This is a genomic window from Bradyrhizobium sp. CCBAU 51627 (assembly GCF_028128765.1).
GTDB lineage: Bacteria > Pseudomonadota > Alphaproteobacteria > Rhizobiales > Xanthobacteraceae > Bradyrhizobium.
On record NZ_LBJG01000015.1, the window covers coordinates 44230 to 57085 of the forward strand.

General features: G+C 61.1%; 13 protein-coding genes and 1 pseudogene. 3 read left to right on the forward strand and 11 right to left on the reverse strand.

Going from position 1 to position 12856, the window contains the following annotated elements:
* Positions 1 to 103: 103 nt before the first annotated feature.
* Positions 104 to 766, reverse strand: a complete 663-nt coding sequence (locus XH88_RS07860) for an OmpA family protein (RefSeq protein ID WP_271614842.1) — start codon at positions 764 to 766, stop codon at positions 104 to 106.
* A 144-nt stretch (positions 767 to 910) separates the two neighbouring features.
* On the reverse strand, positions 911 to 2434 hold the full coding sequence (locus tag XH88_RS07865) for a caspase family protein (RefSeq protein WP_271614843.1): 1524 nt from the start codon (positions 2432 to 2434) through the stop codon (positions 911 to 913).
* Positions 2435 to 2800: 366 nt separating this feature from the next.
* Between XH88_RS07865 and XH88_RS07870 the strand changes: the two genes are divergently transcribed.
* Positions 2801 to 3619 (forward strand): N-acyl homoserine lactonase family protein, encoded by an 819-nt coding sequence (locus XH88_RS07870; protein WP_271614844.1) that lies wholly within the window; start codon positions 2801 to 2803, stop codon positions 3617 to 3619.
* 196 nt (positions 3620 to 3815) lie between these two features.
* Here XH88_RS07870 and XH88_RS07875 read toward each other — a convergent pair whose 3' ends face one another.
* From XH88_RS07875 to XH88_RS07895, 5 genes are all read right to left on the reverse strand, one after another.
* Positions 3816 to 4661 carry a carbohydrate ABC transporter permease gene (locus XH88_RS07875; RefSeq protein WP_271614845.1) on the reverse strand — a complete coding sequence of 282 codons (846 nt, stop codon included), beginning with the start codon at positions 4659 to 4661 and terminating at the stop codon, positions 3816 to 3818.
* A 1-nt stretch (position 4662) separates the two neighbouring features.
* Entirely contained in the window at positions 4663 to 5592 is a 930-nt protein-coding gene (locus tag XH88_RS07880; RefSeq protein ID WP_271614846.1) for a carbohydrate ABC transporter permease, read from the reverse strand.
* A 14-nt stretch (positions 5593 to 5606) separates the two neighbouring features.
* The gene (locus XH88_RS07885; RefSeq protein ID WP_271614847.1) at positions 5607 to 6635 is read right to left on the reverse strand and encodes an ABC transporter ATP-binding protein; all 1029 of its coding nucleotides are present in this window, start codon (positions 6633 to 6635) and stop codon (positions 5607 to 5609) included.
* 32 nt (positions 6636 to 6667) lie between these two features.
* Positions 6668 to 8011 (reverse strand): extracellular solute-binding protein, encoded by a 1344-nt coding sequence (locus XH88_RS07890; RefSeq protein WP_271614848.1) that lies wholly within the window; start codon positions 8009 to 8011, stop codon positions 6668 to 6670.
* Positions 8012 to 8219: 208 nt separating this feature from the next.
* Entirely contained in the window at positions 8220 to 9038 is an 819-nt protein-coding gene (locus XH88_RS07895; RefSeq protein WP_271614849.1) for a Crp/Fnr family transcriptional regulator, read from the reverse strand.
* A 182-nt stretch (positions 9039 to 9220) separates the two neighbouring features.
* Here XH88_RS07895 and XH88_RS07900 point away from each other — a divergent pair.
* Positions 9221 to 9331, forward strand: a pseudogene (locus tag XH88_RS07900) (N-acyl homoserine lactonase family protein); the annotation flags it as partial.
* 265 nt (positions 9332 to 9596) lie between these two features.
* Here the strand turns inward: XH88_RS07900 and XH88_RS07905 are convergent.
* Positions 9597 to 9989, reverse strand: a complete 393-nt coding sequence (locus XH88_RS07905; RefSeq protein WP_271614850.1) for a hypothetical protein — start codon at positions 9987 to 9989, stop codon at positions 9597 to 9599.
* A 161-nt stretch (positions 9990 to 10150) separates the two neighbouring features.
* On the opposite strand from XH88_RS07905, the gene XH88_RS07910 reads away from it, so the two are divergent.
* Entirely contained in the window at positions 10151 to 10810 is a 660-nt protein-coding gene (locus XH88_RS07910; protein ID WP_271614851.1) for a Crp/Fnr family transcriptional regulator, read from the forward strand.
* A gap of 262 nt (positions 10811 to 11072) precedes the next feature.
* Here the strand turns inward: XH88_RS07910 and XH88_RS07915 are convergent, their stop codons facing one another.
* The 3 genes from XH88_RS07915 to XH88_RS07925 form a co-directional block, all read right to left on the reverse strand.
* Complete coding sequence (locus XH88_RS07915) at positions 11073 to 11252, reverse strand: hypothetical protein (protein ID WP_271614852.1); 180 nt, start codon at positions 11250 to 11252, stop codon at positions 11073 to 11075.
* A gap of 545 nt (positions 11253 to 11797) precedes the next feature.
* Positions 11798 to 11926, reverse strand: coding sequence for a hypothetical protein (locus XH88_RS07920; protein WP_271614853.1), 129 nt, complete (start codon positions 11924 to 11926; stop codon positions 11798 to 11800).
* A 352-nt stretch (positions 11927 to 12278) separates the two neighbouring features.
* Entirely contained in the window at positions 12279 to 12818 is a 540-nt protein-coding gene (locus XH88_RS07925) for a MarR family winged helix-turn-helix transcriptional regulator (RefSeq protein ID WP_271614854.1), read from the reverse strand.
* Positions 12819 to 12856 lie beyond the last annotated feature (38 nt).

A 12856-nucleotide genomic window follows, 5' to 3' on the forward strand; every position in this document is an offset into this window, starting at 1 on the left:
GGCGCCCCGCAGGGCTGCGGGACGCGCGCTGGAGCGGAGACTTTACACCACATCGCGACTCGGCACTGCAAAGGATTTGGCACTGCAAAGGATTACGTCGTGGTCACTTCGATGCGGTAGTCTTGTTTTCCATGTTCACGACCTGCACGCGTCGGTTCACCTCCGCCAGCGGCTGGCTCGGATCCTTCAGCTTGCTCTTGCCGTAGCCGACGGTGACGAGATCGGCTGCGGCGATGCCGTACTTCTCGACGAGGTAGCGCTTGATCGAATCCGCGCGGCGTTCCGACAGCTCCTGATTGTAGCCCTCGCTGCCGGCGGCGTCGGTGTGGCCGGCGACCACGAAGGTCGAGCCCTTCAGGTCCGGGCTGGTCAGCGCGCGGCCGAGCGCCTGCACCGAGGGCATCGACTTGGCGCTGATATTGGCCGAGTTGTAGTCGAAGGTGATTTCGAGATCGATGTTCGGCTTGTCCTTGGCGGCGGAGGCGATCTCCTCGCGCTCGGTCATGGACAATGAGCGCGTGGCGCGGCCGCGGACGGACTGGATCAGCTTGCTTTCCGCCGGGTTCGGCGCCGGATCGGCCTGCGGCGCGAGCGAGAGGCCGCGGGTCAGGGGTTTTTTCGGCGGCGCCAGGGCGCGAACGATCTCGTCCTCGGTGACGCTCTTGCTGTTGCCGTCGTCGCCGGCGAAGGCTGGTGTCAGCGACAGCGCAGCACCGAGGGTGATGATGGACAGGATCGCGGTCAGTCCCTTTGCAGCCAATCTCATTGCCAGTCCCTCCTGCGCAGTTGACCTGCGTGGTTCCAAAATTCCTGCAAGTGGCCCCCGGAAAGGCCGCCTGCGGCATCCGTCCGTTAGTCTTCTCAGGGACGCCGAGGGTTCGAGGCGTCTTCTGCCTCAACCAAAAAAATACTAGCGTACTCCGTAGCTTGCGAACTCCTGAACGATGTTCGGATCCATTGCCTTGGCATTGGCGATATCCAGCGCCCCCTCCTGGGCCGACCCATTGCGCTGCTTGGCAAGGCCACGGCCATAGAGCGAGGAAGTCAGGCGCGGGTTGATCCTCAGCGCAGCGTCGAAATCGGCGATGGCGTTCTTCACCGCGCCGGATTTGAGGTTCACCAGGCCGCGGCTGTCCAGCGCGTCGATGAAGTTCGGTTGCAACCGCAGCGCCTCGTTGCAATCCTTCAGCGCACCCTGGAGATCGCCGACCACGGTCCGGGTCCAGCAGCGATTGTTCAGCGCCTCGACGTCCTTCGGGTTGATTCGCAGCGTGTCGTCGAAATCCTTGATGGCGAGGTTGTAGGCGCCCTTCGTCGCATACACCTGACCCCGCCGGTAATAGGCGTTCTTGTCTTCAGGATTCGCGGCGATCCTGGCCGTCAGATCCTTGATGGTGCGATCCTCCGCCAGCGCGGCCGCACTCGGGCCGCCATCGGCGTTCGGCGCCGGAGCGGGCTCGGCGGGTTTGACCGGTGGGGGCGGCGGAGGCAGCGCGGCCTCGACCTGCGGTTTCGACGTCGGCGGCGGTGATGGAGGTGCAGGCGGCGCCGGCGGATTGTTCGAAGCCACGGGCGCTGGCGGCGGTGCGGGCGGAGCCGGCGGCGGGTTATTGGCGACAGGAGCAGGCGACGGTGCGGGAGGCGCCGGTGGCGTCGTCGCCGCCGTCGGGTGCGATCCCGCCGCTCCTGGAATGAACGAGAAGTCTTCGGCGAGCGAAGATGAGATCCACGGCACCTGCTCGCCGCGCGAGGCGCGGGTCACGCCCATCTTGGTGCGGTTCAGCGTTTCCTCCGCCATCAGGTCGGGGACGCGGATTTCCTTGAGCAATTCCTGGACGAACAGGCTGTGGTCGCCGCCGGCATCCGACACCACGGAAGCCAGCGCCGCCGAATACATCACCAGCGTGCCGTTCGGCGCGATGACCGGGGTGAGGCCCGCCGAGAAGCTGCGGAACCGCCGTTCGAACGGGTTGCGCCTGGAGGCGTCGATCAGCGCGATCTTGACGCCGGCGCCGCGGGTGTTGAGCTCGCCCAGGATCGTTTCGATGCTGAAACCGTCGCGGCGGACATCGGACTCGGTCCAGATCTGCGCGTCGACCGGGATCATGTAGCTCTGGCGCGCCGACTGGATGCCGAAGCCACTGTAGAACAGCAGCGCCACGGAGCCCGGCTTGATCTTGCCGTAGAGCTTGTCGAAGGCGCGGCGCATCCCGTCGCCGGTCAGGTTCTCGCCGACCTCCACCGAAAAGCCGTCGCGCTTGAGCTCGTCGGCGACGTCGCGGGCGTCGTTGATCGGCTCCTTCAGCGGGCTGTCGGCATCGGGATATTTGGCATTGCCGATCACCAGCGCGAAGCGGTCGCCGGCCGCAATCGACGGCGCGGTCGGGACAAGCATGACAAGCAAAGGCAGGAGACAAAGGAAGCGAGTTTTCATAATCAGCGCGGTCCAGCCAAAAAGGCGCCGTTCCAGCTTGCGCCGCGGCGACCTTAACTTACGCAAAGTGCATTATCAAACCGGGGAATGGGGGCGTCAACCGCTTGGAGATTCTGCACTATCGCGACAATTGACCGCGACATGCAGGCCGGCTGCGAGGGGAATAATTCGGCGGTCACGGTCTCACTCGACGCATTCTCGTTCAGGCATCAGGCGGCCATGTTAGGCCGGCACGCGCGACGAAAATGTGATTGGTCTCACATTGTGACCCACGCCCGCCGCAGCCTCAGAGGTTTGACCTTTGCGGCAGGCGATGGCTTGGTGCGCGAAGGTCCAATCAGAAGAGCAAGAGCCGGGATCAAAGCCATGATCAAAGCCGAGGAAAACGTCTACGAAATATACGCCCTGCGCTATGCGACGATGTCGCCGCGCACCCCCAGCATGAACTTCCTCGCGCCCGACCCGCATGACAGTGCGGCGCAGGATCTCGATTACTTCGTCTGGCTGATCCGAGGGCGGGGGCGCGATATCCTGGTCGATACCGGATTCAACGCCGAGGAAGCGAGCTTGCGCGCGCGCAAGCTGACGCTCAACCCGGTCGATGCGCTGGAGCGCTTCGGCGTCGCCGCATCGAGCATTCGCGACATCATCGTGACCCATCTGCATTACGACCACGCCGGCAATCTCGATCGCTTCCCGCATGCGCGCTTCCATCTCCAGGAGCGCGAGATGGCCTACGCCACGGGCCGCTGCATGTGCAACGGCCTGCTGCGGCATCCGTTCACGGTCGAGCACGTCACGCAGATGGTGCGCCATGTCTATGGCGAGCGCGTCACCTTCCATTCCGGCGATGGCGAAGTGGCGCCCGGCATCACCGTCCATCGCGTCGGCGGTCATTCCGACGGGCTGCAGGTGGTGAAAGTCGAGACCGCGCGCGGGCCTGTCGTGCTGGCGTCCGACGCTGCGCATTACTACGCCAATCTGCAGCGCCGCAGCCCGTTCCCGATCGTCTACAATGTCGGCGACATGGCGGCCGGCTGGGAGACGATCGAGCGTCTCGCCGGCCACCCGGATCGTTACATCCCGGGGCACGACCCCATCGTGACCGAGATCTATCCGCGCGCCAGCGACAAGGTCGACGCCTGGGCACTGCATCTGCAGCCGTCGCGGTCGTTTGCGAAGTGACGGTGAAGGCCTGCCCCGTGCTCGTCGTCCCGGACAAGCGCCCAAAGCAGGTAGATCAGGGACCCATAACCCCAAGCAAGAGTTTGGCGCGAATTAGCAACGGCGAGTCGTCGTGACGGTGGCTGTTCACTACGCGACCGAACGCTCATTCACGCGGAAGTGGCCCAAAGCCCGATACTACGGCGCACACCTGCAGCTACTTGACGGCGCCGCCGGTGATGCCGGCAATGAAGCGATCGAGGAAGAGATTGTAAGCGACAGCAACGGGGATGGCCGCGATCAAGGCGCCAGCCATGATCTCGCCCCAGAAGAATACGTCACCGCGAATCAAGTCGGTCGATACGCCCAGCGTGATCGGCTTTTGGTCAGATGACGAGACGAAGGTCAGCGCGTAGACGAACTCCTGCAACGTCAGTGTAAACGTGAAGATCACGACCGTAAGGATCGCCGGGACCGACAGAGGGATCGCCATCTTGAAGAAGGCACCAAACAAGCTGCAGCCGTCGACGATCGCGGCTTCTTCGATCTCAACCGGCAGTGCCTTGAAAAATCCCATCAGCAGCCACGAGCAGAACGGGATCGTGAAGGTCGGATAGACCAGCACCAGCGACCACATCGAGTTTTGCAGACCGAGCTCAGCGATGATCCGGGACAGCGGCAGGAACAACAGGGTCGGCGGCACCAGGTATGTCAGGAAGATGAAGATTCCGAGAGCTTCGCCGCGCCGGCTGGTCATGCGAGCAAGGCTATAGCCGGCCGGCACCGCAGTCACCAGTGTTATGGCTGTAACACAGAGGCCGATGATGAGTGAATTCAACAGCCACCGCGCGAACAGGGTCTGCGAGAACAGGTACCTGATGTGATCCAACGTCGGCGGCTCATTGAACCAGAACGGGGTGTTGGCGATGTTATAGAGGTCGCTGTTCTGTTTGAACGCCGTGATCACCATCCAATAGAACGGAAACGCGGCCAGGATGACAAAGAATGCGACGCCGAGGAAAAATCCGGTCTCGCGGGCTGAGCGGGCAATAGGGCGGGACATGTCATATCTCCCGACGACGAATGAAGCGCAGCATGAAGACCACCACCACAAGCAGCACCGGCAGCATGAACAGCGATATGGCGGCGCCGTGCGCCACGTCTCCGGAAACGATGCCAGTCTGAAATCCGGCAAATCCGAGCACCGACGTCGCGCCGCCGGGGCCCCCCATCGTCAGCAGGAAGACGATGGAAAGATCGGTGAACGTGAAGACGATGCCGAAGATCAGGCCGATAGCCATGATCGGCAGGATCATCGGCAGGATGATCTGGTAGTTGCGACGCCAGAAGCCCGCACCATCCACCGTTGCGGCGTCGATTATGTCCTGCGGAACGGCCGTGATGCCGGCAAGGAAGATCACGATGGCGAACGGAAAGAAGCGCCAGGCGTTGATAATGACGATGCACAGCATTGCGAGGTGGGGATTGCCGAGCCAGTTCGGAGCTTCGTCACGCGTGACGATGCCGGACGCAATCAGGGTCCAGTTGATCACGCTGTACAACGAATCGAACATCCATTCCCACGCGATCGTAGCCAGCGCGACCGGCACCGCAAAGGGCAGGATGATCAGCGCCCGCACGATCTTGCGACCGGGGAACGGCCGCAACAGCAAGAAGGCTCCGAATTTTCCGAGCACAAGACCCAGTAGTTGCGAGCCAAACGTAAAGACGAAGGTGTTGCGCAGGGTGTCGAAGAAGGTCGGGTCTTGCAGAATCTGCTCGAAGTTCGCCAGGCCGACAAACTTCCAGGTGGGATTATATATCGTATAGGCGCTCAGTGAGTAGTAGATCGCGAGCAGGAGCGGCAAGCCAACCAGAAGGAGGACATAGAGTATCGCGGGTGCGACCAATACGGCTTCGAACACCCCGCGCCGGTCGAAGATGAAGTGAAAGCGTGAAACCGGCTTGGCAACAGGTTCCGCGATGACGGCCATGCAAATCCCCCACCTCAATTGCGCGTGCGACGACTGCCGCTGCTATCGAAATGGCGCAGCGCGCTGTTCTTCACCGCAAACTCGTGCCACTCGCCGGGGCGAATGCTCTCTTCGGCTACGTGAGCGGGGGGCAACTTGGCCGTGATCGGCTGCTTTGAATCGTAGCCGTCGATCACCCCGTACACGATGCGCTCGGACCCGAGATACTCGGAACGGTCGACGCGAAACGAGAATTCGGTTGCCGCGTCATCCTCGATCATATGCCTGGGCAGGAAATTTTCCGGCCGGAATCCGAGATAGCCGCCGCCATTGCGGGTCACGATATTCATCGGTGGCGCGCCGACGAAGGTGGCGACGAACAGGTCAGCGGGATCCTCATAAATCTCGGTCGGCGTTCCCACCTGCCGGACCCGTCCACGGTCGATGACCGCGATACGGTCTCCCATGCCCATCGCTTCAACCTGATCATGCGTCACATAGATGGTGGTGAGATGAACCCGCTGCTGAAAATTCCTGATTTCCTGACGGGCCGACGTGCGCAGTTTGGCGTCGAGATTGGATAGCGGTTCGTCGAGCAAGAGCGCCGTCGGTTCGCGAACGAGTGCGCGCGCCAGCGCCACACGCTGCCGCTCGCCGCCGGAGAGCTGCCGCGGCCGCCGGTCGAGAAGGTGATCGATGCCCAGCAAGTGCGAGGCCCACTCGACTTTCTTCCTGATTTCCTCGCGCGGCACGCGTTGCGTACGCAATGGAAAAGCAATGTTGTTGCGTACCGTGTAGTGCGGATAGAGCCCATAGCTCTGGAACATCATCGCCACGCCGCGGGCGCGCGGCGGGATGTCGTTGACGACATTGCCGCCGATCAGGAGATCGCCGCTCGTCTGCTGCTCGAGGCCGCAAATGATGCGCAGAAACGTCGTCTTGCCACACCCCGAAGGCCCGAGCAGAACCATGAACTCCCCGTCCGGCACGTTAAGAGAAATGCCATTGACAGCGGCGACGTCGGCGAATTTCTTGACGATGTTCCTGGTTGAAACTGCTGCCATCAAACCTCCCGGAACAGATGCACGGAACGGCCTCAGGTTTTCCCGTGCCACTTCGTGAAGATCGCCTCGGACTGTTGATGCGCCCACTTGACCGAGTCCTCGGCGGACATTTGGCCTGTCGCCGCCTTCGACATCATGTCGCAGATGACGAAGTCGTTGTAGACTTCGTCGACGGCCGGCGATGATGGACCGGGATATCCCGGAGACGCCGACCACTGCCCGGAATCCTGCAGCACCGACAATTTGTCAGGCGGGCTCGAGGTCGGATCGTTCGAGAGGATAGGCATCGGCTTCGGCACAAGGTTTGCGAAACAGGGGTTGTTGTAGCCCTCGCTCGCCTTGAATGCCTCTGGCCAGTGATCGGCGTAATATTTGAGGAATTCGATTGCTCCTTCCTGATTCTTGGCGAATTTCCAGACGCCGTAAAACTCGGAGGCGCCGCCCATGATCTGGCGTACCGGTCCTTTCGGCGGAGCCATCACGAACGTGTCGTCAGCACCTTTCTTGTTTGCCTTCTGGAACGTCCGATAGGCCGAGATCGGATTGACGATCATCGAGCCGATACCCGAAACAAGGTAGCGATTGTTGCTGGAGTCGTCCCACGACAGCACTTCCGACGTCATCGCGTCTTTGTAGAGCGCGGTGACGAACTTGACGGCCTCGACCGTCTCCTTGCTGTTGAGCACGACGTTCTTGCCTTCGGCGTCCTGGACCGCACCGCCAAAGCTCCAAAGCAGGCCGCGCCAAGTCGTGTTCGGGTCATTGCTGTGCCCGAGCGAGATTCCGACCGGATGGCCCTTGGCTTTCAGCTTGGCTCCGCCGCTGCGTACATCGTCCCAGGTATCCGGCTTCATACCGATCTCGTCCCACATGCTCTTCCGATACATGGCGGGAAAGTTGATGTAGAAATCGGGGAACGCCGACCAGGTCCTATCGTCCTGGTTGTAGCCGATCTGTCGGCCGATCGTGCTGACCTTGCCGTATTTCTTTTCAGTCGCTTCGACGAGGCTTGTCACGTCCACGAGGAATTTGCGGTAGAGGTGTGCTCCGCCCGCGCCGTTCCAGCCGAACAGATCGTGACCTGATTGGGCCGAGGCTTCGGCGGCCGCACGCGCGGCGACGTTACCGACCGGGATGTGGTCAACGCTGACGCTGATGTTGTTTTTCGTGCCCCAGTCCTTTGCGAACTGATCGAACCATTTGTCGTACTCCGGAACAAAATGGCTCCATTGCACGATGGAGAGCGACTTGGTGTCCGCGAAAGCTTTGGAGACGAATGGCGCGGTCACAGAGGGTGCCGAGGCGGCAGCAATGGTGAGACCGGCTTGCTCGAGGAAACGGCGTCGCGTAACGCGCAGGGATCTACCCGTGCCCATCTTCACTCCTCCTCTGGATGTCGCCAGTTGGAGAAGGCTCATCCAGATGAGGGATCAGTCTAGCTCCGCCCTGGATTTTCTTTCTTTGTAACTATAGCTTTCAAGCCCTGATCGCCGTTCTACTAAAGCCGGTCACTTGGTACGCTGCCGTACGAAGATCGACAGCGGTCGAGCCGAACAAGGACTACAAGATGTCTGTGTGATTGCGTCATATGCAGCAAAGACAGCTGCGCATCAGGCTGACGTCAGCGGAAATGCGATGCTGATGCGAGCCGCTGCGGTTTAGATACCCGTATTCCGATGCAATGATCTGATAGCATTCACAGGCTCGACGCTCGAGTGCCGCACGATTACACACATTGATTCCGCCACGCTGCCTGACGAGGCCACCGGTCTCTTCCAGCTCGGCCAGCGTCGTCGTAATGCTGGCGCGTCGTACGCCCAGGATGACCGACAGCATGTCATGCGTGACGGGAATTATGCGCTCGTCGAGCCGGTCCGCCGCAAGCAGCAACCAGCGGCTTAGCCTTTCTTCGAGGCTGTGGCGGGCGCTGCAAAGGTTTGTCTGGGCGTTCTGGACCAGCAGCGCATGGATATAGTTGAACAGCTGTTGCTGGATATCGGGGTAACGGTGCGCGACCCGTTGCAGGTCGGAGACGGGGACGCGCAATCCATAGCCGGGGACCAGCATCAGGCATCGGTTGGGGGACCGCTGTATGCCGAGCACGGCCGCCACGCCGACGAAACCCAGCCGCCCAACCATTGAGATCTCCACCGGCCCGTCATGCTGCGTCCGCATCAACATCGATACAACGCCGCGCTCGATGAAGTAGATGTACTCAATCGGATAGTGATAATCCTGAAGAACCGTGCGGCGCTTGAGTGCGACGGGCTGAAGGAAAGGACGAAGTCGCTCGAAGGAAGGTGGCGCAAGTCCGGCCAGCAGGCGGTTCTGGACCCGAACCGTCTGCTCGCGATTTGCGCCGATCGGCGCACTGCCCAGCGCTATCCCATGGCGTGCATCCAAGACGCCGCTCCGACCTGGCTTGCGGCCGGCTTCGTCTTCGAATCCAAGCTATCCCTACTCCTATCAGGAGTCACTGGCCAATCCGCCATGCGTGCGTCGCAGCGCTTCTCCGCTCGGAGCAATAGCTCACCGCCAGCTCATCCTGTGCTGATCTTGCACTGCGGCGAAGCACTCGAACGCATCGCTACATTCCCGGCCACGCCCCTGTTGTCACGGAGATCTATCCGCGCGCCAGCGACAAGGTCGACGCCTGGGCACTGCATCTGCCGCCGTCGCGGTCGTTTGCGAAGTAACGTCGTAGAGAAAGCGACTGCGTCATCTCCGTCATCCCCGCGCAATGGCGAAGCCATTGTCGCTGGAGGTGCTCGCCTCTTCGGCGAGCCTCGAAGGGCGACGGCCCGGCTGCATCGAGGTCGCGCATCCTTCGAGGCTCCCCGCCCGATGCTTCGCATCGCGCGCCTCGCACCTCAGCGATGACGGGACCAACAATACGCCGGGCCTCAATCAACGCCTGCTTCGCGTTCCGCCTGTTCGCTGGGTTGAGAGGGGGCCCGTGGTCTATTTCAGCCGGTAACCCGCGTGGCAACCCACGCAAGCAGCCATCACCTCGCCGAGAACCCCGATAGCGGGCTTCAGGTCGCCGGTGACGCCGACATTCTGCGCCTCGATCGCGAACCGGCTCGCCGCCTTGTGCATCATCGTGCCAGTGTCCTGCATGCCTTGCGGCATGTACTTGGCGACCTCCGCCGCGCCGTGCAATCGGAGCGAACTCATGCCCAGCCGTTCCTCGGCGATTCTTCCCGCCTTCTCCGGTTCGCCAAGGGCCAATGTCTCGTTGATCTGCTGAAGTGCGACGAGGTGATCACGCATGTTGGCGATGGTGTGTTCGACCAGTTCCGGCGGAAACCGGACCAACTCGCGCGTATCGGTTGCGGCGGTGTCGTGGTCCATGTGGCCCTGCTGCATGTGATGCTGGGCGGCTGCGTATCCAGCCGAAAGAGCCAGTGCACCCGAAACGAGAACTGTGAGGAGGACGCGCATTGATCGCCTTTCCCAATTGAGGTTGGAAAAGCATAGCCGGCCCACGATGATCCGCATATGATTGCGGTCATATGGCCCTGACCGAAAAAATCCCAAGGGGGCTCGATCGCGCCCTCGCTTCAGGCTTGGACTGGAAGTCCCTGACGCGCGATGCGCCCTTGCTGGCGTCTCTGCCGGGGCCAGCACGGCGGCTTACACGATTGCTGGAAATCCCGCGTCATACGTCAGTATTCAGTCAGGGCGACCGCCCGCACGCCATGTACTTCGTGCTCTCGGGAGAGGTGCGGCTTGTCCGTCGGTCGAGGGCTGGAGGAGAGATCATCCTTCAGCGAGCGCGGCACGGTTTCCTCGCTGAGGCCAGCCTCGATCAACCTGCCTATCACTGCGACGCAGTCGCTGCACAGCCGTCCTCGCTGTTGGCGATACCCCGAAAAGCGTTCAGCAAAGCGCTTATGATCGCGGAGTTCCGCAACGGGTGGATCGCCCATCTGGCGCGGGAGCTTCGTAAAGTACGTGCTCATGCGGAAAGGCTCAGCCTCAGAACGGCGCGAGAGCGAATTCTCCATTTCATCGAGACTGAAGGCAACAGGGGTGTTGTCAATCTGGGTCAATCCAGGAAGGATTGGGCGGCTGAGCTCGGGCTTACGCACGAGGCGCTCTACCGCGCGCTGGCGCAAATGGTAAAGCGCGGAGAACTGATCGTGGAGCGCTCCCAATTAACTTTGCAGTGAGCCCGCGACGCGAGTTACTCAGGGCAAGGTTAGACGACGTTCGCTTCCGGTCCAAAACCCGCACAGGAAGGCAATAGCTGGCCCCGCGCGCGCACTCCAGGTGTGGCCGTGTACCCATAAAACACAGCGGCGTAATGCGACGAACGCAATATACTCGCGATCGAACCAACACCAGAAGCCGGAAGGGCGGATACCCCAGAATAAGAAGCCGCCAATGCCTGGCGGTATCACCGATGAGTTTGGTTGGACACCACGTATTCGCTTACTTGGCGTCTTCACCGGGCAACGGAATTCTCTCATGATGCTTACGGCCAAGAAACAAATCCGGCACGGGATCTTTGAGGAGTTCGGCCGCCTGTGCCTGAATTTCGCGACACCTGTGCCAGGCACGGTTGGTCTCTTCTTCAAGGTGGGCAGGACGATAGATGTTGAAGTGCGGCATTGAGCGAGCTCCTGACTGAGCCGATCAACGCTGATTAGAAACGCGGGTTCCCTTCAGGATCGGAGGGTCCTCCTGCTTCCGGTTGCGCCTGTTCCAATTGGAGCTATCCTTCAACTGTTTCGCTTGCGCTCGCAGCTGCGTCGAGCGATTGATCGCTCGGTCGGCACGCTCCAACAGTTCGAGGATTTCTTCGCTGATTGGCTGAGCCAATGCGCGCTCCACTCTATAGGCGGGAGCGCAAGGATCTCTCAGCCACCGACGCCTACGGCAAAGCCTCAGCCGATGATATAGTGAAGCTACTTCAAACCGGAATTCGTTTCAAATGTTTTAGGGAAGAGTGGTCCTAGATCTGAGGAGGAAGATCATGGAGCAAAATTGGCGGTTTAGGGCACCTGACCTGTCCCAGTTGATCGAAAATACCCGCAACGCGGCTTCGGAGCTGCGCATATACTCGGCCCGCTCCCGAGAGATCATCAAGCGAAGCAGAACATTGCTCATCAACTCGAACGTTTCTCAAAAGGCGCCCACGGCTCTGTCGAACGATCTCAATCGCTGCGGGCCCGAATGATCCGGTAGACAGGCTCGCGCTCTAACGGTTCCATCGCCACCGCCAGGTCTGCCCATTGATTGGCTGCCTCTGAATAGAAGCCGGAGATCAAGCGGTCGGTCCGCAAGGCCTTCTCCCGACAGGCAGCAGCTCTGGCTTTCATTTGATCGGGGCTCATCGTGTGACAATGCCTACGTCGAGGCAGCGTTGCATTCACTTGAGTTAGGTTCGACCTTTTCAGGCCGCACCGGCTCATTCGCGACGATTCGCCCGTGTCGCAGGCCGGGTTGACGTCCGCCCCCTGAGCGCCAAAGCGGGACAGGGCCAGAAGCGTTGCACTTGGATGGACCGCCGTGATTCAAGCTCCCCAAACTGGGGGCGAATCATGCGCTACGAACTCGCCGGCTATGAATGAGTTGCAACGGCATCTTCTGGCTCCTGCGATCCGGGGCACCTTGGCGCGATTTACCTGATCATTGCTAATACGCCTGCTTCGCGTCCGCCTCCTCGCTGGTCTGGATCAGGTCGAGGCTCTGCTCGATCTTGCCAAGCAGTGCCGAGAGCTGTTTCCGCTCTAGCGCCGAGAGACAGGCGAGGATCTCGTCTTCTCGCCGCAGCAATTGCGGGAAGAGTTCTTCGTACAGCGCGCGGCCCTTCGGGGTCAGTTGCAGGCGGAACTCGCGGCGGTCGGCTTCGTTTTCGACGCGCTCGATCAGTTTTTCGTGCAACAGCGCGGTCACCGCGCGGCTGATGGTGGATTTGTGGGTGCGGGTGCATTGCGCGATGAATTGCGCGCTGCAGGCATCGTTGCGAAAGCCGAGCGTGGCAATCACGCGCCAGGCCGGAATGTCGAGGCCGTGACGTTCCTGATATTCGACTGCGAGTGCGGAACTGACTTCCGCCGCGAGCCGGTTGAGGCGGAACGGCACGAACTTGAACAGATCGAGCCGCGACCTTGCTTTCGACGATGGCTGGTCCGCCTCGCGCCTCTTCAGCCCAGTGTCTGTCGTCCTCGCCAAAGAGAGTGCTCCGAATTCCAGTTGACGGCCGGCCGGCT

Excerpts from the sequence above, each read along its gene's own strand:
- XH88_RS07860 (WP_271614842.1), bottom strand. The coding sequence starts at position 766 with ATGAGATTGGCTGCAAAGGGACTGACCGCGATCCTGTCCATCATCACC.
- XH88_RS07865 (WP_271614843.1), bottom strand. The coding sequence starts at position 2,434 with ATGAAAACTCGCTTCCTTTGTCTCCTGCCTTTGCTTGTCATGCTTGTC.
- XH88_RS07870 (WP_271614844.1), top strand. The coding sequence starts at position 2,801 with ATGATCAAAGCCGAGGAAAACGTCTACGAAATATACGCCCTGCGCTAT.
- XH88_RS07875 (WP_271614845.1), bottom strand. The coding sequence starts at position 4,661 with ATGTCCCGCCCTATTGCCCGCTCAGCCCGCGAGACCGGATTTTTCCTC.
- XH88_RS07880 (WP_271614846.1), bottom strand. The coding sequence starts at position 5,592 with ATGGCCGTCATCGCGGAACCTGTTGCCAAGCCGGTTTCACGCTTTCAC.
- XH88_RS07885 (WP_271614847.1), bottom strand. The coding sequence starts at position 6,635 with ATGGCAGCAGTTTCAACCAGGAACATCGTCAAGAAATTCGCCGACGTC.
- XH88_RS07890 (WP_271614848.1), bottom strand. The coding sequence starts at position 8,011 with ATGGGCACGGGTAGATCCCTGCGCGTTACGCGACGCCGTTTCCTCGAG.
- XH88_RS07905 (WP_271614850.1), bottom strand. The coding sequence starts at position 9,989 with ATGGACCACGACACCGCCGCAACCGATACGCGCGAGTTGGTCCGGTTT.
- XH88_RS07910 (WP_271614851.1), top strand. The coding sequence starts at position 10,151 with ATGGCCCTGACCGAAAAAATCCCAAGGGGGCTCGATCGCGCCCTCGCT.
- XH88_RS07915 (WP_271614852.1), bottom strand. The coding sequence starts at position 11,252 with ATGCCGCACTTCAACATCTATCGTCCTGCCCACCTTGAAGAAGAGACC.